Source organism: Nocardia otitidiscaviarum NBRC 14405 (genome assembly GCF_000308635.1).
Classification (GTDB): Bacteria; Actinomycetota; Actinomycetes; order Mycobacteriales; family Mycobacteriaceae; genus Nocardia; species Nocardia otitidiscaviarum.
On the sequence record NZ_BAGD01000057.1, the window covers coordinates 1 to 17,914 of the forward strand.

The following is a 17,914-nucleotide window of genomic DNA, read 5'->3' on the forward strand; positions in this document are numbered from 1 at the left end:
CGGGCACGGCAGCGTCGGCCACCACACCGTCGGGCACGGCAGCGTCGGGCACGGCAGCGCCAGCCAGGACGTCACCGGGGACGACACCGTCGGTCGCGACAGCACCGGGCACGTGAGCACCTGCCACACCATCGCCTGTGGTGCCGGCATGGGGCGGGGTGTCGCGGCGTGGGGAATCGCCGCGGGAGGGCTTGCCGTGTTCGGCGGGGTGGCTGGCGGGTGTGTCGGGGAGTGGTTCGGATTCCGCCCTCGGTGTCGCGGCTGGGCCGCCGAGGGAGGCGAGGCGGATGTCGCCGCCGTGGGCGCGGGCCAGTTGGCGGGCGAGGGCTAGGCCGATGCCGCGGCCGCCGGGGAGGCCGGAGTCGGGGCGGGTGGAGACGCCCTCGGTGAAGATGGCGTCGGCGAGGGCGGGCGGGACGCCGGAGCCGCTGTCTGCGACGGTGAGGTGCAGGGTCGAATCCTCTTGGACCAGTTCCACTTCCACCACGGCGGGTGGTTCGCCGGTGCGCGCCGCCTCGATGGCGTTGTCGAGCAGGTTGCCCAGGACGGTGGTGACGTCCACCGGCACGGCGAGATTGCCGTCTATCCAGGTATTGGGGCCCAGGCGCAGGGTGACGCCGCTTTCGCGGGCGTGCGCGGCCTTGGCGGCGAGGAAGGCTTGCAGATAGGGGTCGTGGACGGCGTCCATGCCGGGCAGCGCCGCGCCGAGCGGTCCGGACCCGAGCAGGTCGTCGATGTACTGCGCCGCCGCCGCGGGCCGATCGGTGTGCAGCAGCCCCGAGATCAGGTGCAGCCGGTTGGCGAATTCGTGGCGCTGGGCGCGCAGGACGGTGCTCATGGAGCGGACCGCGTCGAGTTGGCGGGTCAGCGATTCGATATCGGTGCGGTCGCGCGCGCTCAGCACCGCGCCGAGGCAGCGGCCGTCGCGGCGCACCTCCCGCGCGGTCACCACCACGATGCGATCACCCACCATGGCCTGCACCGGCACCCCGTCGGCGGCCCGGAAGACCTCGAGCACCCGCGGGGTGAGGCCGAGTTCATCGACGGCACAACCGGTTTCGCCGGTGATGCCGAGCAGCAGCCGCGCTTCCTCGTTCACCACGGTGACCCGCCAGGCGGTATCGGCCGCCACCACGCCCTCCCCGATACCGTGCAGCACCGCATCCTGTTCGCGCACCAGTTCGGCCAGCTCGCGCGGTTCCAGACCCAGCGTGAGCCCGTGCCAGCGCCGGGCCAGCAGCATCGAGCCGAGCACCCCGGCCAGCAGCGCGCCACCCGCCAGCAGTCCGGCCCGGCGCAGGTCGCCCAGAAGTTGATCGTGCACCGCCGTCGTGGAGATGCCGACGCTCACCTCCCCGACGACGTGGGCGCTTCCCGGTTGCAGCACCGGAACTTTCGCGCGCACCGACTCGCCCAGCGTGCCGTGCTCCTGAATCACCACCTCGCGGCCCGCGAGCGCGCCGGAGGGGTCGGTGCTGACCCGCTCCCCCAGCCGCGTCGAATCCGGATGCGCGAGCCGGATCCCGGCCTCGTCGGTCACCACCACGAACAGCGCGCCGGTGCGGGCGCGGGCGTCCTCGGCGATGCGCTGCACCGGCCCAACCGCGAGTTCGGTCTCCATCTCATCACCCGACAGTGAGGTTGCCAGTGAGTAGCGGTATACCTGCTCACGCAGCGCCGGCTCCGAGGCGACGGTGCGGGCGATCGCCAGCGCACGCTGCCCGTACTCGCCGGACAGTCGCTCGTTGCTGACGTAGGCGAACATGCCGAACGCAATGCCCAAGGTCAGCGTGACGACCACTACCTGGAGCAATACGATCTGCGTCCGCAGCCGCACCTCACCCACGAAGGGTCGGGTACGACGGCCGAACACACTCACCGCGCCAGTGTAGGCAGACCGGCGGGTTCGTATCGGGTGGCGAGCACAATGCGCACAACGCACATTTCGCGGGTTTGCACGGAATGTGCGAGCCCCGCTCTTCCGCTTCCGGGGCGTCGGCGGTGTCGCCCAGGCCCCCGACGTGCGGCGGCCGCACCCGGGCGCGGGTGCGGCCGCCGAATCGACAGCGGTTGCGGACTAGTCCCGGTCGGGCCAACCGCCGTACGGCACGGTGATCAATTCCATATAGTGGCCGTTCGGATCCTGGAAGTAGATGCCGCGACCACCGTCGTTGTGATTGATCTCGCCTTCGTGCTGACCGCGCGGATCGGCCCAGTAGGTGATCCGATACCGCTCGATCTTCTCGTACGCGGCGTCGAACTCCGCCTCCGAGACCAGAAAGGCGTAGTGCTGCGGTTGAATCCCGGTGGGGATATCGGGCGGGACGTCGGCGAAGTCGAAGGTGACCCCGTTCTCGGCCCGGATCGGAATGAAATGCCCGACCGGGGCACCCACCTCCAGACCCAGAATGTCCGCCCAGAATTCCGCGGATACTCGTTTGTCGGTACAGCCGACGATGGTGTGATCGAACTGAATGGGCAAAGGATTTCTCCTGTACTCGTGACGGTCCCGACCCCGGGCCGGTACAAGTCGACCAACGGGAGCACCGCCACGAGACCCAAGCTAACGCAACGAGATCGACTTGTTCAAGTGATCACGCACCCCGGCGCGAACGCCGCACGGCATCGGCGGTGAAGATCGCCAGCGCCACCCAGATGAGCGCGAAACCGGCCCACCGCGACGGCGGCATGTCCTCGTGCACCACGAACACGCCCCAGGCCAACTGCAGGCCCGGCGTGATGTACTGCAGGATTCCCATGGTGGACAGCGGAACCCGCTGCGCCGCCAGGGCGAACAGCAGCAGCGGCACCAGGGTCACCGGACCGGTGGCCATGAGCAGCGCGGTATGCGGGACGCTCGATCCGATGGCGGCCTGACCGGTCACCCCGAGCACGATCACCGCGGTCAACGCGAAGGGCGCGGCGACCAGGCCCTCGGCCGCCAGTCCCGGCAGCGGTTCCAGCCGGATCACCTTCTTGACCAGTCCGTAGGTGGCGAAGGAGCAGGCGAGCACCAGCGCGATCCAGGGCGGCCGCCCGTAGTCCACGGTCAGCACCACCACGGCCGCCGCGCCGAGCCCGAGCGCCACCCACTGCGCGGGCCGCAGCCGCTCCCGGAAGATCACCACCCCGAACGCGACCGTCACCAGCGGATTGATGAAGTAGCCGAGCGCGCATTCCACCACGTGCCCGGAGATCACCCCGCCCACGTAGACGCCCCAGTTGAGGGAGATGGCGGCCGACGCGGCCGCGGCCATGCGCCAGGTGCGCGCACTGATCGCGCGCAGTTCACGCAGGCGACCCGCGACCGCCAGCAGGGTGAGTGACACCACCAGGGTCCACAGAATCCGCTCGGCCAGCACCTCCACCGGTCCGGCGAAGGCGAGCAGTCCGAAGAAGGCCGGGAACAGCCCCCAGCACAGATAGGCGCCGCCGCCGAAGAAGACGCCGAGATCCCGGCCGCGTGCGGTGCGCGCCACGGGAGCCGTGTCGACCGACGTCACCTCGGGGTTCGCCCCGAGCGCGTCGGCGCCCGAACCCGGTTCCGATACCTGTCCGCTCGCCACTTGCTCAACGTTAGCCTCAGCAACGACCCCGAATCATCCGGATTATCGGAACCGCCCCGTGGTCGGTCGCGCACGCCGCGGTGAGACGACCGCCGATTTCCGCCTGCACGCGCTGGCGGACCCGTGCGCACGGGCAAATTCTCCCCGGCGTTCTAGGCTTGTCGGCATGTCGATCACCGCGCAGGCTCCCGAGAGCCCGCCCGCGCTGGGTCTCACCTCCGCAGAGGTCGAGCAGCGCCGCCGGGACGGTTTGACCAATGACGTGCCCGAGCGCGCCAGCCGTTCGGTGCGCGACATCGTGCGGGCAAACGTCTTCACCCGCATCAACGCCATCCTGGGTGTGCTGTTCATCCTGGTGATGGCGACCGGTTCGATCATCGACGGCATGTTCGGCCTGCTCATCGTGGCCAACAGCGCGGTCGGCATCATCCAGGAGGTCCGGGCCAAGAAGACCCTGGACAATCTGGCCATCGTCGGCCAGGCCAAACCGGTGGTGCGCCGCGACGGCGCCGCCGCCGAGATCGCGCCGCAGGAGGTGGTGCTCGACGACATCATCGAACTCGGGCCCGGCGACCAGATCGTGGTGGACGGCGAGGTGGTCGAATCCGAACTGCTCGAGGTCGACGAGTCACTGCTCACCGGTGAGGCCGACCCGATCGACAAGGCGGTCGGCGCACCGGTCATGTCCGGCAGCTTCGTGGTGTCCGGCAGCGGGGCGTACCGGGCCACCAAGGTCGGCAAGGACGCCTACGCCGCCAAACTGGCCGAGGAGGCCAGCAAGTTCACGCTGGTGAACTCCGAACTGCGCAACGGCATCAACACCATCCTGAAAGTCATTACCTACCTGCTGATTCCGGCGGGCCTGCTGTCCATCTACAACCAGCTGGTCTCCAGCGGGGAGTCGTGGCGGCCCGCGGTCAACGGCATGGTGGCGGCCCTGGTGCCCATGGTGCCCGAGGGCCTGGTGCTGATGACCTCCATCGCCTTCGCGGTGGGCGTGGTGCGGCTGGGACGGCGCAAATGCCTGGTGCAGGAGCTACCCGCCATCGAGGGCCTGGCCCGCGTGGACGTGGTGTGCGCGGACAAGACCGGCACGCTCACCGAGAACGGAATGCGCCTGGCCGAGATCCGGCCGGTCGGTGCGGACACCGGCGCTGGGAGCAACGGTGCTGAGGCCAACGGTTCTGGGGCCGACGGTGCTGGGGCCAACGGCGATGACGAGCTGAAGCGGGTGCTGGGCGCCATGGCCGCCGACGATCCGCGGCCCAATGCCAGCGTGCTGGCCATCAAGGAGGCGCTGCCGGACACCCCCGGCTGGCGGCCCACGGGGGTCGCCCCGTTCTCCTCGGCCAAGAAATGGAGCGGCTTCTCCTACGGCGAGCACGGCAACTGGCTGCTCGGCGCGCCCGACGTACTGCTCGACCCGGAATCCGAAACCGCCGCCACCGCACAGGAAATCGGCGCGCAGGGCCTGCGCGTGCTGCTGCTGGCGCGCAGCGACCGGCCGGTGGACGCCGCCGACGCGCCCGGTACGGTGACCGCGGCGGCGCTGGTGGTGCTGGAGCAGAAGGTGCGCCCCGACGCCCGGGACACCCTGGACTACTTCGCCTCCCAGCACGTCGACATCAAGGTGATCTCCGGCGACAATGCCGTCTCGGTGGGCGCGGTGGCGTCCTCGCTGGGGCTGACCGGCGGCGAGCACGCCGTGGACGCCCGCACGCTGCCCGAGGATCGCGACCAGCTCGCCGACGTGCTCGAGCAGCAGACCACCTTCGGTCGGGTGCGCCCGGATCAGAAGCGCGCCATGGTCTCCGCGCTGCAATCGCGCGGGCATACCGTCGCCATGACCGGTGACGGCGTGAACGACGTACTGGCGCTGAAGGATTCCGATATCGGCGTGGCCATGGGCGCGGGCAGCCCGGCCACCCGCGCGGTGGCGCAGATCGTGCTGCTGGACAACAAGTTCGCCACCCTGCCGTACGTGGTGGGCGAGGGCCGCCGGGTGATCGGCAATATCGAGCGCGTCTCGAATCTGTTCCTCACCAAGACCGTGTACTCGGTGGTGCTGGCCTTCCTCATCGGCATCGCGGGGGTGGGCTCGCAGATCTTCGACTACGAGTCCATCGGCTATCCCTTCCTGCCGCGACATGTCACGATCGCGGCCTGGTTCACCATCGGCATCCCGGCGTTCATCCTGTCGCTCGCGCCGAACAACGAGCGGGCCCGCACCGGATTCGTGGGACGCGTGATGCGCCTGGCGATTCCGTCCGGCGTGGTGATCGGTGTCATGACCTTCATCGCCTATCTGCTCGCCTACGAGGGACCGGATGCCAGCGAGACGGCGAAGGTGCAGGCCGGGACGACCGCGCTCATCACCCTGCTGATCATCGCGGTCTGGGTGCTGGCCATCGTGGCCCGCCCGTGGGTGTGGTGGAAGGTGCTGCTCATCGGCGGCTCCGTCACCGGCTACCTCATCCTGTTCTCGGTGCCCTTCACCCGGGAGTTCTTCAAGCTGGACCCCTCCAACGTCACGCTGACCACGACGGCCTTCATCCTCGGCGGAATCGGCATCGTGCTGGTGGAGCTGGCGTGGTGGATCAGCGCGCGGCTGCGCGGTGAGGCGCATCCGCTGCTGCCGGCCGCGCCGGGTGAGAAGGTCTGAGCCGGGACGGTATTCGCGGCGGCCGCACCGACGAACTGGTCGCATGGTTCGGCTCGCCGTGAACGCCCTTGTGCCAGGTCGTCATTGAATCGACGGGGTACTTTGGGCGGCATGGAGGTTCTCCTGCATCAGATCGACGCGTTCGTCGACGCCCCCTTCTCCGGCAATCCGGCCGCGGTCATGCCGCTGCTGTCGTGGCTGCCGGACGACCTGCTGCAGCGGCTCGCCGAGGAGAACAACCTCGCCGAAACCGCCTTCTACACCTCGGCGCTACCGCCGGAGGCAGGGGCCGCGCCGGATAACGCGCCCGCGTTCCACCTGCGCTGGTTCACCCCGGCCGTGGAGGTGGATCTGTGCGGACACGCCACGCTCGCGACGGCCGCGCAGATCCTGGAGGATATGCATCCCGGCTCCGACCGCGTGCACTTCTACACCCGCAGCGGGTGGCTGCGGGTGGACCGCGCCGCCGACGGCGGTCTCGTCATGGACCTGCCCGCCGTCGCCTCCCGGGAACTCGATCTGACCGCGGAGATCCCGCGCGCACTGGCCAAGGCCATCGGAGTGCGGCCCATCCGTGCCCTGGACGGCACCGATATCGTGCTCATGGTCACCTCGGAACTCGAAGTGCGCGAAGCACATCCGAACTTCGCGGCCTTCCCCAGCCTGCACCGCGGGGTGATCGTCACCGCCGCGGGTGAATCGGTCGACTTCGTCTCCCGCTTCTTCGCCCCCGGAGTCGGCGTACCCGAGGATCCGGTCACCGGGTCGGCGCATGCCCAGCTCACCCCGATCTGGAGTGCCGATCTGGGCCGCACCGCCCTCACCGCGCGACAGCTCTCACCTCGGGGCGGCACCCTGGGCTGCACGCTCACCGGCGACCGGGTGCAGCTGACCGGTCGGTGCCGCCGCTATCTGGACGGGGTCGTGCGCCTGCCGGATTGACGCCGGTTCAGCGCGTGACGACGCGCTCGGTCAGGGTCAGCAGATCGGCGGCGGTATAGCCCGGATAGCCGTGCAGGACGGCGCGCCAGTGCTCCGGAATGGCGGCGGCGCCGTGGCGGGCGCCCAGCAGACCGCCCGCGATGGCGGCGGTGGTATCGGTGTCGCCACCCGCGCGTACCGCCAATTCCAATGCGCCCGGCAGCGTTTCGTCGTGGGTGATGGCCCACCAGGCGGTTTGCAGGGCGTGCACCACCCAGCCGTTCTCGGCGAAGTCCGCCGGGGTGCCGTGTTCGGCCTTGTCCAGCAGCGGCCCCCAGAAGTCGGCGTCCACGACCGACAATGCCTCGCGCACACCGTCGTAGGTGCCGTGCAGCACCGCGTGCCGGATGGCCAGCGTCCACAGCGCGCACGCGTCCATGGCGTGCGGGTCGTAGTGGGTGAGCGAGGACACCATGCGCGCCGCCAGCACGCAGTTCTCGGCATCGTCGAGGTAGGCCAGCGCCACCGGCGCGGTCCGCATGAGCGAGCCGTTGCCCGCCTTCAACCCTTCCAGGGTGTGGGCGCGGACGCGCATGTCGCGGGCGGCGGCGTCGCGCCATTCGAGCACCGCCCGCGTCTGATTCCCGATGTCCTTGGGCCGCGCGTCCCACCACGCCACGAATTCGGCCGCCACCGCGTCGAGCCCGGCCTCCTCGTGCAGATTCCCCGCCTCGGCCGCCGCCCGGGCCACCGCGACCGCCATGGCGGTGTCGTCGGTCCACTCCCCCGGCTCCCAGCGAAAGGTCCCGCCGCCCTTCATGTGTACGGCCACATCCGGCCCCGGATGGGTGAACTCGTATCCGGCCCCCAACGCGTCCCCCGCCGCCGTCCCCAGCAACACCCCCGCCGCCCGATCGGCCTGCCGCGCGGTCAAATCCATAACCCCAACCTCCACTGGCGAATCCGAGTTCCACCCCACTGTGTCACAGCACTCCGACACCGCCCCGTCCCGGTGCCCGCCGATCAGCGCTGCAACACCGCGACCAGGACGATGGTGAGCGGAATCAGCACGGCGGCGGCGATTATCGCCGCGTACACGCCCGCGCCCGGTCGCTCGCACTCCCGGAAGTCGGCGGCCCCGGCGCTGTAGATCGTGCGCGGGGCGGCGTAGTAGAGCCACACCGGACCACGCGTGGTGTCGATATCGAGCACCGCCCGGCCGACCGACCACAGCGCGTATCGCGACCACAGCTGCGCGCGAAACCGCCCGACGGGCAACATGATCCGATTCTCCCCGGGCCGCAGATCGAACCGCAGACCGGGCGCGAACTCGACCAGCATCGGTGCGCTCCCGTGCCGCAGGCGAATCGGCTTGGACGCCACTACCGTGACCGGCACCCACGGCGGTGGGTGCGGGTTGCCCTGAGCTCTCATGCGCTACCTCCCGCGCCGATGCTATCCCGCCACCCCGGAGACCTCGAGGCGCGCACGCCCCGGAGACCTCGAGGCGCGCACCGCCCTTGGCCAGTGCCCGAACGGCGGAGGCGCGCCGAGCCCACATAGTCGGACGGATCGGCGACGCTGCGCGCGCAATGGTCACCACCGCGCGATGCCGGTGACGGCGCGGTCTCGTAGCCGACCGGTCAGTTCTCGGGGATCGGGCCGTCGTCCGGGCCGGGGACGACGTAGTCCTGGTGTCGCGGCAGCAGCGGGACGAGGGCGTAGGTGCCGCCGCCCGCATCGGCGGGGAGGGCCTCGATCACGCGGATATCGCTGTGGGCGGCCAGCTTTCGCAGTTGGTCGAGGGTGCCGCGGATATTCAGACCCACCACGCAGGCACATCCGGCGTCCAGGCGGGTGGCGGCCAGGCGCAGGGCGGCGGCGGTGCGGGCGTCGGGGGCGGTGGCGGCGTCGGCGCGCAGCAGGGCGGCGGCGGACCGCGCGGACGCGACGGCGGGGGTGTCGCCGGACGGCACCGTGATGGTGGTGACCGGGGTGTATACCCGCGGGATGTCGACGTGCAGCAGCACCTGTGCGATGCGCAGGCCGTCGGTGTAGGCGGGAATCCGGTCGGCGGTGATGGGTGCGGCGAACGAGAGCAGCGCCCAGTGCTGATCGGAGTCGTTGCCGCGCAGAGACTCTCGGGCGCGATCCAGGTAATCCGACACCCGCTCGCCATGATCGGGTCCCAGACGGTCGGTGGTCACCACCGACCGCACCGGCGGCTGCGCCCATCCCAGCACCAGCAGCAACACCGCGAAAACCACACCGCCGAGGACGATTCCGGCCCGCCGCCCCACGGGCGCGCGCGGCCCGAACTCACCGCGCGCACCTCGCAGCGCCCCCGCTCCCGGGCGACCCGCATCGTCGGGGCCGCCGACCCCACGGGTACCGGACCCACGGCCGTCGCCTGCGTGGTCGTGCCCGGTGCCGTCGTCGCGCGCGGGTCGGGAGGTCATCGGTTCGCGACCGGGCTAGGCACTGCGCAGCACGTCGAGGGCGTGTTCGAGATCGGCGGGATATTCGCTGGTGATCTCGATCCAGCGGCCGTCGGCCGGATGGTTGAAGCCGAGCTGGCGGGCGTGCAGCCATTGGCGTTCCAGGCCGAGGCGTTCGGCCAGGCGGGGATCCGCACCATAGGTGAGGTCACCGCAGCAGGGATGCCGGATGGCCGAGAAGTGCACGCGAATCTGGTGGGTGCGACCGGTTTCCAGGTGGATGTCGAGCAGGCTGGCGGCCTGGAACGCCTCGATGGTGTCGTAGTGGGTGACGCTCGGCCGACCGTCGGCGGTCACCGCGAACTTCCAGTCGTTGCCGCGCGCCCGTCCGATCGGTGCGTCGATGGTGCCGCTGGAGGGGTCCGGATGGCCCTGCACCAGCGCGTGATAGCGCTTGTCCACGGTGCGGTACTTGAACGCGCGCTTGAGCTGGGTGTAGGCGTGCTCGGACTGGGCCACCACCATCACCCCGGAGGTGCCGACGTCGAGCCGGTGCACGATGCCCTGACGTTCGTGCGCCCCGGAGGTCGAGATGCGGTAGCCCATGGCGGCCAGCCCGCCCACCACGGTCGGCCCGGACCAGCCCACCCCGGTGTGCGCGGCCACGCCCACCGGCTTGTCCACCGCCACGATGTCGTCATCGGCGTAGAGGATCTTCATCCCCTCCACCGGGGTCGCTTCCACGGTGAGTTCGCGTTTGGGCTCCGGGAATTCGACCTCGAGCCAGGCCCCGGCCGTCAACCGGTCGGACTTCCCGGCAGCCACCCCGTCGAGCTGCACCGAGCCGTCCTCGGCCAGCGCCGCCACCGCCGTGCGCGACAGCCCCAGCAGCCGCGACAGCCCGGCGTCGACGCGCATACCGTCGAGCCCGTCGGGCACGGGCATGCTGCGGGTCTCCCTCATACCGTCTTCTCCTCGGTGTTCTCCTCGGCCGACTGCCGGTGCGCGCGAGTGCCGTCCGGCTCGAAACCGACAACGGTCAGCACCACCAGCAGAATCGCACCGCACACGATGGCGGAGTCGGCGACATTGAAGACCGGCCACCAGCCGACGGCCAGGTAGTCCACCACATGCCCCTGCAACGGTCCGGGCGCGCGGAACAGCCGATCGATGAGATTGCCCAGCGCCCCGCCGAGCACCATGCCGAGCCCGATCGCCCACCACAGCGACCGCAGCGTGCGGCCGATGCGGATGACGCCGATCACCACGGCCGCCGCGACCAGGGTCAGCAGCCAGGTCATGCTGGTCGCCATGGAGAAGGCCGCGCCCGGATTGCGCACCAGGCTGAACCGCAGCCAATCGCCGATGAGGTAGACGGGCTCGCCGGGCGTCAGCGTCGCCACGGCGACGACCTTCGTCAGCAGGTCCAGGCCGAGCAGGACGGCGGCGATGATCAACAGCGTCCGCAACCGCAGCGGCCGACCCGCGGTCGCCGCATCCGAACCGACAGCGCCGCCCGAACCAACAGCGCCATCCGCGCCTGCCGTGGTATTCGAGCCTGCAGCGGTGTCCGAATCTGCCGTAGTGCCCGAATCTGCCGCGGTGTCCGAGTCTGCTTCGGCAATCGACCCCGTCGCGAAATCCGTGCCCGTGGCGGCGTCCGCGTGTGTCTCGGCACCCGAGCCCGCCACAGCGTCAGATCCCACAGCGGCGTCAGATCCCACAGCGGCGTCGGATCCCACAGCGGCGTCCGAACCCACCGCAACATTCGAATCCGCCGCCGTGCCCGAGCCCTTCTCGCGCGCCGCCCCGGCCTCGGCCGCCCCGCGCTCCGCCCCTGCGCCGGAGACCGCGGAACCACCCCCCGACCGCGCGTTCTCCGTGTCGGCAGGGGTGTCGGGCGTGTGCTCGCCCACAGCTGAGCCGCCGGGTGGCGGTGGGGATTGGTCTGCGCCGGTGTCGCGCGGCCGGTCGATACTCACGCCTGCCATCATCCCCTATGCCGATTGCCGCCTCGTCGCTCACCGTGTCGCACCCCCGGGCGCCGCCTGAGAACCAGGTGGGGACCCGCCCCCTGACAACCCAGCTGATTATCAGGATCGCGCCGTACCCTGTTCGACGTGACGGTGTTGTCTTCTCCCACTTGCTCGGCGACCGCCACCGCACCCTGCGCCGGAGACTCCGGCCGACCGCGGTCCGCGATCCGATCCGCCCGCCCCAGCGTGCTGCTGGTGGTGATCGCCGTCGCCTTCTCGGCGTTCGGCGTCGGATGCAGCAATCGTTCGGAGGCCACCGTCGATGTCGAGGGTGCGGAACCGGCCGGGATCGGCAAGGAGGTCACCGTGCCCATCGCGGCGGTGGTGACCACCGTCCTCGATGCCGGGGAGAGCCCGCGCGGCATGCTGTCGCGCAGCCTCCCGACCGGCACCACCCAGGAGGTGACGCTGCGTACCGACCACCACATCGAGCAGCAGATCAACGACCAGGCGGTGCGCGACTTCTCCCCGCCGGCGGTCACCATTCCGCTCACCGCGCTGACCGATGAGCAGGGCTGCGAGCTGGTGCTCGGCAATGTCACCTCCAGCGATCCGGTGTTGGCCAAGGCGCTGCGGCCCGCCGACGGCTCACGCGCGGGCCTGGAGATAAGCGAGTACGGCGCCATCACCGCACTGCGCCTGACCCCCAATACCGCCACCTCCGATCCGGCCCGCGCCGCCCTGGAGCAGGCGTTCTACCAGGCGGTATACCAGTCCATCGCCTTCCCGCGCACCCCGGTGGGCGTCGGCGCGGTGTGGACGGTGCGCCAGCGGGTGTCGGGCAGTGTGCCGCTCGACCAGGTGACCACCGCGACCCTCACCGATCGGGAGGGCGATCTGCTCACCATCGCGCTCGAGGTCACCCAGACGCCGAAGGTGTCGGAGTGGGAACTGCCCAACAACGCCGGAACCCTCGATATCGTCGACTACCTCATGCACGGGTCGGGCGTGATCACCGTTGATCTGACCAAGCCGTTGCCGGTATCGGGCGCGATCACGGTGGGCGGCAACCAGACCTACAAGGATCCGCGCAGCTCGGTGACGCTGCGGCAGACGCTGAGCACCGAAGTACAGTGGGGCGAGTGAGCGGACGGACGGTGACGGCGGCCCTGGCCGCGGTCGTCGCGGGACTGGCCGTATCCGCATGCGGCTCCGACGATTCCGAACCCCCGCCGCCGACACTGGGACCGACGGTGTCGCCGCCCTCGATACCCGCCGACGCACCCGTTTCCGACGCGGCGGCATTGCGCGCCGACCTGCTCGGCGTCGACCGCCTGCCCGCCGGTTTCGCCGCCCTGCCCGATCCGGAACCGGACGAGAGCGCCGGTTTCGGCGACACCGATCCCCCGCAGTGCGCGAAAGTGCTCGCGCCCATTGCCGATCAGACGCCGGGTGCGGTGTCGCGCGCCGCCGCCTCCTTCGGCGGGCCGAACTTCACGAGCATCGACATCGACGCCGCCGCGTATGCGAACAATACTGCGGCACAGGCTTTTTCAGATGCCCAGTCGCTGCTGCGGGAGTGCGTGCGGTACTCCGCCGCCGATTCCGACGACACCACCGTACGTTTCCGGGTGGGTGGCCTGGAGCAGCCGCCGGCCGGGGACGCCGCCACCGCGTTCCGGGTCGACACCACCAGCGACGGGCTGACCCTGTACTCCGCGGTCAGCGTGACACTGGTCGGCACCACCGTGGTGCAGGTGGCCCTGAGCGGCCCCGAGGAGCCCGATCCGCGGCGACTCACCGAGCTGACCGCCGCCCAGGTGAACGCCCTGCGGGGAATCGCGGGTCCCTGACAACCCGCCTTGACGGTCTGCCGACGGGCCACCACCCCCGATACGCAGGCGAACCCGGCGCGGCACCCGCATATCGACGCCTGTCTGTCGGTGCCCCGGCCTACAGTCGGGCTGTCACACCCATCATCGATCGGAGGTATTCCGATGTCCGATGTCAAACCCATTCCCGAGGGCTACCCGGTGGTCTCCCCGGCGCTCGCCATCGACGGCGCGGCCCAGGCCATCGACTTCTACAAGCGGGTGTTCGGCGCGGCCGAACGATTCCGCATGCCGGGCCCCGAGGGCACGATCGCCCACTGCGAACTGCTGTTCGGCGATTCCGTCGTCATGATCGGTGATCCGGCCCCGGAGATGGGCTTCCGCGATCCCAAGTCGGTGGGCGGCACCCCGGTCAACCTCTACACCTACGTCGAGGACGCCGATGCCGCGCACGCCGCCGCCCTGGCGGCCGGAGCCCGGGAACTCCAGGCACCCGAAACCCAGTTCTACGGCGACCGCACCGCCGCCTTCGAGGACCCGTGGGGTCACCGCTGGACGGTGTCCACCCATGTCGAGGAGGTCAGCCCGGAGGAGATGGAGAAGCGGATGGCCCAACTGGGCTGACCACCGCTGTGCCACCGCACCCGTCGCGACGAGGCAACGGGTGCGGGTCGACCGTCAGCGCCAGCCCAGCACGTCGATGGGGCCCGGACTCCACAGACCGGAGCGGTTCTCCGGGGTGACGATCGGCCGCGCCGGAATCGCCGAGTCGTCGATGCGGGTGAAGCGCTGCAGCTCACCCCAGTCCGTGCGCCACGAGTGGTTCAGGTACGTGGCCATGGTCTGCGGGCGCAGCAGCAGCGAACTCCAGCCCAGCGGGCCGCCGCTGTCGTGGCTCTGCCAGCGGTTCGTATCCTTGGCGCCACCGCGGTCGGGCAGGATGCGCCACTGCGGGGTCTCGGCGATGCCGTTGTGATGCTCGTAGGGCCGCTGGCACGGAACCTGCAGGCCCACCGCCCAGTCCAGCAGCACCGGGGCGTCGGACCCGACGACCTGCTGCAGGGTGCGCGTCTGCGGGACGCGCGGCGGTGTCAGCGCCACCCACTGCTTCCAGTTGTCGTCCCGATCGGAGGCGATCAGACGGATCGCGGTGGCCTCGGCCGGGATATCGGTGAACGGGAAGCGCAGATTGCGCCAGGTCGGCGCGGGACCGATATCGATCGGCGCGACCCGACCCACCTCCCGCACCCCGCCCGCCGCATCGGCGACGCCGTAGGCGATCTCGACCGACTGTCCGGGCGTGACGATGCCGGACGCGTCGACCGAGCGGATCCGACCGGCCGCCGTGACCGCGATGATGCCGGTGCGCTCACTCGCCTCCGGCAGCCGGTACCAGCCGGTGGTCAGGCTCGCGATCGGCTCGGTCGTGCCGTAGCTGCCCAGCACCGGCGTGGTGGCCGGGTCGAGGCCGAACGGCAATGCGGCCGAAGTGGTTCCGGACGCGTCGTCCTGTTCCGCACTGTCCAGCGCGCTCACGATGGCGCTGGTGTCGACCTCGTCGTCGGCCTTCAGATCCGTCGCCACCGCGTTCGGGGCGAAGCCGATCGCGTCGGCGGCGAAGGTACCGAACGCGTCACCGGCCAGCGGCGCCAGCATGCCCGCATTCGGGTCGGTTTCGACCAGCACCTCCTCGGCGATACCGCACGGCTTGCCCAGGACGGCATTGACATTCGACTTCGCCAGGGAGAACCCCGGGTACTGCGCGACCGCACCCTTGGCCAGCGAACCCACCTCGAACAGCACCATGAAGGCGGCCACCATCGTGAGCGGCGGCAGCGCCACCAGCCGCCACAGCGGGCGGGAGATGCGATGCGAGGCACCGGGTTCCGGCGCGCGGACGTGGAACCACCCGGCGAGCGCCAGCAGCAGCAGGGCCAGCAGCAGGAACAGCTTGTTGACACCGACACCGGCCAGCACCACGGACTTGTCGTTCCAGGGGATGCCCCAGTTGGAGACGTACCACCAGCCGTTCATGCTGGAGAACGTGATGGCCAGCAGGAAGGCCACGATGGCCGCGAACAGGGCGCGGTTGCGGGGCGAGCGCAGCACGCGCGGACCGACGGCCACCGCGGTCACCACGGCGACCGCACCGGCGATCCCGGCGTAGACGCCGTTGTGGTGCGTCCACTTGGTGGGCGTGATCATCATGAGCAGGATGACGCCGACGCTGGTGCCGAGCAGACGGCGCACCGGACCGGCGGCCGTGAACGGAATCCGGCCGCCCCGACGCAGCAGCACGAAGGCACACACCAGCAGTCCCGCCCAGAACATGAACATGCCGAAGCGCCGGGCCACCGAACCGTCGATGGTGGGCATGAACAGGTACTGGTAGCGCAGATATTCGTCGTACCACTTGACATTCGGGCCGACGAGTTCGTGCACGTGCCGCATTTCCAGCATCGCCGCCGCGGTCTGGTCGGCGAAGGCCGCCGCCAGCACCACGGTTCCGGCCGCCGCCACCGGCGCGATCAGGCTCAGATAGGAGCCGAAGCGCGTCCGCAGTGTGGTCGCGAACCCGGCACCCGGGGCGACGGGTTCGCTCAGCTCACGCGCCCGCGCGTCGAGCGCCCGCCACATCGGCCTGATACCGGCCAGCAGCGGCGCGACGCAGATCACGCCCGAGGGTCCGGCCGTGCAGGCGAACGCTCCGATGAGCGCCGCCACCGCGTAGGGCAGCAGCCGCCGCGTCGCGACGGCGCGCTCCACCGACACCCAGGTGAGCAGCAGTGATACCGCCACGGCGGCCTCGGGGCGCAGCCCGTTGTTGTAGGGCAGCCAGACGGCCAGGAATCCCAGACCGCCGGTCCACACCGCCACCCGGTCGCGCGGAATGCGCACGCCCAAACGCGGAATCACCTCGCGACTGATCACCAGCCAGGAGATGACGCCCGCCAGCAGCGCGGGCAGCCGCACCCACGGGCTGGCCGGTGAGATCAAGGCCAGGTAACCGAACAGTGAGTGGTACAGGCCCACCGGGTTCTCGGGGACCCCGAAGTAGGCGAAGTAGTTGGCCATATAGCCCGACGGGATGGCGGCGCGGCCCATACCGAACAGGTAGCCGTCGTCCGCCGTGGTGGCCCCGATGAAATGCCAGAGCACCAGCGCGCCCAGCACCACCCCGTCGACCAGGGAGAAGGTCCACCACCGCCGCGGCAGGAAGCGTCGCCGCGAGCGCCCGTCGCGCCGGTCGAGGCGGTACAGCGCGAACAGCGCCACGACCGTCCCCAGCAGGGCGGTCCAGATCGCCACCCGCTTGAGCATGGTGGGGGTGGAGGAGAAGCGGCTGTCGACCTGGGCGGTGACGCTGGTCCCGGCCGCGGTGGCGAGATCGCTGTAGATGCCGACCAGCTGGGGCCGGTAGTCGCCGTCCAGGGTGACCGGCGCGACCGTGGTACCGGTGAGGGTGGCCGTGGTCCGGTCCATTCCGGCGTGCACGACCAGGGCGCAGTCCGCGCCGAGTTCGTCGACGGGCACGCTGACCAGTCGCTGATCCCGCAGCACCGCCTCCAGCCGGGCCGGTGTGGTGGTGCCGTCCTCGGCGGTGCTCGCCGCGCTCACCCATGCCAGGAAGCCGTACCGCCACCGGTCCGGCGCGCCGTTCGGTGTGGTCGCCACCAGCGTCCCGCCGTCCGGAACGAGCTGTGTCACAGCGGCACACGGGATCTCGGCGTCGAAGCTGACCGGCGCGTAGGACACCAGCGGGGCCTCCACGCCGCGCGTGGAGTCGCCTTGCGGCCAGCTCAGGGTCGCGGCGTCGACGGTGACCGGCAGCAGCGGCACCGCCACCGCGGACAGCACCGCGAGGAGTCCCGCCAGGAGAGCGACGGGGCGGGCCCAGCCGCCCCTGCGATCGGTGGAACCCGACTCCGTACTGTCGGCGGCATCGGAGTCCGCTCGCTCCATCACATCGGTCACGGAGGGCGATGTTAGCGAAAGAAAAGGCCCGGTGTCCCTTCGCGGACCCGGGCCCCTTCGCCGTCAGCGCGTCAGACGCAGGCCGGGGAGGTCTGGTTGGCCAGCTGGATCATGTTGCAGATCCACTCCTTCTGGACCTTCCACTTGCCGTCCTCGGCGACGAACGGCACGACCGCCTGCTGCGGCTCGCCGCCCGCGAGCGCCACCTGGGCGTCGGCGGTGATGGTGCCGTTGCCCAGATCGGTCACGCCGGTGACGGTGATGCTGGCGTTGTTCTGCTGCACCGCCTCGACCAGGCGGGTGGGCAGCTCCGGATCGGCGCTGATGCCCTGCAGCAGCTCGAGCTTCTCCTCATTCGGCACGTTCGGGTCGAGACCGCGCTGCAACTCCGCGTTGAGGTCGGCCACGGTCGGCACCGGCGGCAGATCGGCCTGCGCCTGCGTCTGCACCTGCGAGGTGGTGGTCTTGGTCGTGGTCTTGGTGCCCTCGGTCTCCTTGTCACCACTGCCACACGCCGACAGTCCGAGTGCGGTCACGACTGCCA

The 17,914-nt window shown here is 70.4% G+C and carries 15 protein-coding genes; 5 read left to right on the forward strand and 10 right to left on the reverse strand.

All coding sequences use genetic code 11. The annotated features are described in order from the left end of the window. The 3 genes from ON31_RS11090 to rarD form a co-directional block, all read right to left on the reverse strand. Positions 1–1,837: sensor histidine kinase (locus tag ON31_RS11090; protein ID WP_157533650.1), on the reverse strand; the 1,837-nt coding region annotated here is incomplete at its 3' end. Positions 1,838–2,077: 240 nt separating this feature from the next. Further along, positions 2,078–2,482 carry a VOC family protein gene (locus ON31_RS11095; RefSeq protein ID WP_039812499.1) on the reverse strand — a complete coding sequence of 135 codons (405 nt, stop codon included), beginning with the start codon at positions 2,480–2,482 and terminating at the stop codon, positions 2,078–2,080. A 112-nt stretch (positions 2,483–2,594) separates the two neighbouring features. Further along, positions 2,595–3,479, reverse strand: a complete 885-nt coding sequence (rarD, locus tag ON31_RS11100) for an EamA family transporter RarD (protein WP_039812516.1) — start codon at positions 3,477–3,479, stop codon at positions 2,595–2,597. A 253-nt stretch (positions 3,480–3,732) separates the two neighbouring features. On the opposite strand from rarD, the gene ON31_RS11105 reads away from it, so the two are divergent. Both ON31_RS11105 and ON31_RS11110 read left to right on the forward strand, forming a co-directional pair. Further along, positions 3,733–6,228, forward strand: coding sequence for an HAD-IC family P-type ATPase (locus tag ON31_RS11105; protein WP_039812502.1), 2,496 nt, complete (start codon positions 3,733–3,735; stop codon positions 6,226–6,228). A 111-nt stretch (positions 6,229–6,339) separates the two neighbouring features. Continuing rightward, positions 6,340–7,170, forward strand: a complete 831-nt coding sequence (locus tag ON31_RS11110; RefSeq protein WP_039812505.1) for a PhzF family phenazine biosynthesis protein — start codon at positions 6,340–6,342, stop codon at positions 7,168–7,170. A gap of 7 nt (positions 7,171–7,177) precedes the next feature. Here the strand turns inward: ON31_RS11110 and ON31_RS11115 are convergent, their stop codons facing one another. The 5 genes from ON31_RS11115 to lspA all read right to left on the reverse strand — a co-directional run bounded on the left by ON31_RS11115 (position 7,178) and on the right by lspA (position 11,212). Then, the gene (locus ON31_RS11115; protein ID WP_039812507.1) at positions 7,178–8,089 is read right to left on the reverse strand and encodes an ADP-ribosylglycohydrolase family protein; all 912 of its coding nucleotides are present in this window, start codon (positions 8,087–8,089) and stop codon (positions 7,178–7,180) included. Between the two features lie 83 nt (positions 8,090–8,172). Next, positions 8,173–8,583 (reverse strand): hypothetical protein, encoded by a 411-nt coding sequence (locus tag ON31_RS11120; RefSeq protein WP_147287201.1) that lies wholly within the window; start codon positions 8,581–8,583, stop codon positions 8,173–8,175. Positions 8,584–8,792: 209 nt separating this feature from the next. Further along, the gene (locus ON31_RS11125; protein WP_081592369.1) at positions 8,793–9,608 is read right to left on the reverse strand and encodes a hypothetical protein; all 816 of its coding nucleotides are present in this window, start codon (positions 9,606–9,608) and stop codon (positions 8,793–8,795) included. A 15-nt stretch (positions 9,609–9,623) separates the two neighbouring features. Continuing rightward, a complete protein-coding gene (locus ON31_RS11130) occupies positions 9,624–10,550 on the reverse strand; it encodes an RluA family pseudouridine synthase (RefSeq protein WP_029929245.1) in 927 nt (308 codons plus the stop codon). Continuing rightward, complete coding sequence (lspA, locus tag ON31_RS11135) at positions 10,547–11,212, reverse strand: signal peptidase II (RefSeq protein WP_051037099.1); 666 nt, start codon at positions 11,210–11,212, stop codon at positions 10,547–10,549. The genes ON31_RS11130 and lspA overlap by 4 nt, the downstream gene beginning before the upstream one ends. 495 nt (positions 11,213–11,707) lie before the next feature. Here lspA and ON31_RS11140 point away from each other — a divergent pair, with 495 nt between their 5' ends. The 3 genes from ON31_RS11140 to ON31_RS11150 all read left to right on the forward strand — a co-directional run bounded on the left by ON31_RS11140 (position 11,708) and on the right by ON31_RS11150 (position 14,019). Next, complete coding sequence (locus ON31_RS11140; protein WP_255222055.1) at positions 11,708–12,709, forward strand: hypothetical protein; 1,002 nt, start codon at positions 11,708–11,710, stop codon at positions 12,707–12,709. Next, a complete protein-coding gene (locus ON31_RS11145) occupies positions 12,706–13,416 on the forward strand; it encodes a hypothetical protein (protein WP_085996386.1) in 711 nt (236 codons plus the stop codon). Before ON31_RS11140 ends, ON31_RS11145 begins: the two co-directional genes overlap by 4 nt. Before the next feature lie 144 nt (positions 13,417–13,560). Further along, positions 13,561–14,019: a VOC family protein gene (locus tag ON31_RS11150; protein WP_029929253.1), complete on the forward strand. Its 459-nt coding sequence runs from the start codon at positions 13,561–13,563 to the stop codon at positions 14,017–14,019. A 54-nt stretch (positions 14,020–14,073) separates the two neighbouring features. Here the strand turns inward: ON31_RS11150 and ON31_RS11155 are convergent, their stop codons facing one another. Together ON31_RS11155 and ON31_RS11160 are read right to left on the reverse strand one after the other, a co-directional pair. Then, entirely contained in the window at positions 14,074–17,358 is a 3,285-nt protein-coding gene (locus tag ON31_RS11155; protein ID WP_051037101.1) for an arabinosyltransferase domain-containing protein, read from the reverse strand. 83 nt (positions 17,359–17,441) lie between these two features. Then, the coding region (locus tag ON31_RS11160; protein WP_039812523.1) for a WKL family lipoprotein at positions 17,442–17,914 on the reverse strand (473 nt) is incomplete at its 5' end.

Coding starts and splice junctions, on each gene's coding strand:
- ON31_RS11130 (WP_029929245.1), bottom strand. CDS start 10,550: ATGAGGGAGACCCGCAGCATGCCCGTGCCCGACGGGCTCGACGGTATG.
- ON31_RS11115 (WP_039812507.1), bottom strand. CDS start 8,089: ATGGATTTGACCGCGCGGCAGGCCGATCGGGCGGCGGGGGTGTTGCTG.
- ON31_RS11110 (WP_039812505.1), top strand. CDS start 6,340: ATGGAGGTTCTCCTGCATCAGATCGACGCGTTCGTCGACGCCCCCTTC.
- ON31_RS11120 (WP_147287201.1), bottom strand. CDS start 8,583: ATGAGAGCTCAGGGCAACCCGCACCCACCGCCGTGGGTGCCGGTCACG.
- ON31_RS11150 (WP_029929253.1), top strand. CDS start 13,561: ATGTCCGATGTCAAACCCATTCCCGAGGGCTACCCGGTGGTCTCCCCG.
- ON31_RS11105 (WP_039812502.1), top strand. CDS start 3,733: ATGTCGATCACCGCGCAGGCTCCCGAGAGCCCGCCCGCGCTGGGTCTC.
- ON31_RS11155 (WP_051037101.1), bottom strand. CDS start 17,358: ATGGAGCGAGCGGACTCCGATGCCGCCGACAGTACGGAGTCGGGTTCC.
- ON31_RS11125 (WP_081592369.1), bottom strand. CDS start 9,608: ATGACCTCCCGACCCGCGCGCGACGACGGCACCGGGCACGACCACGCA.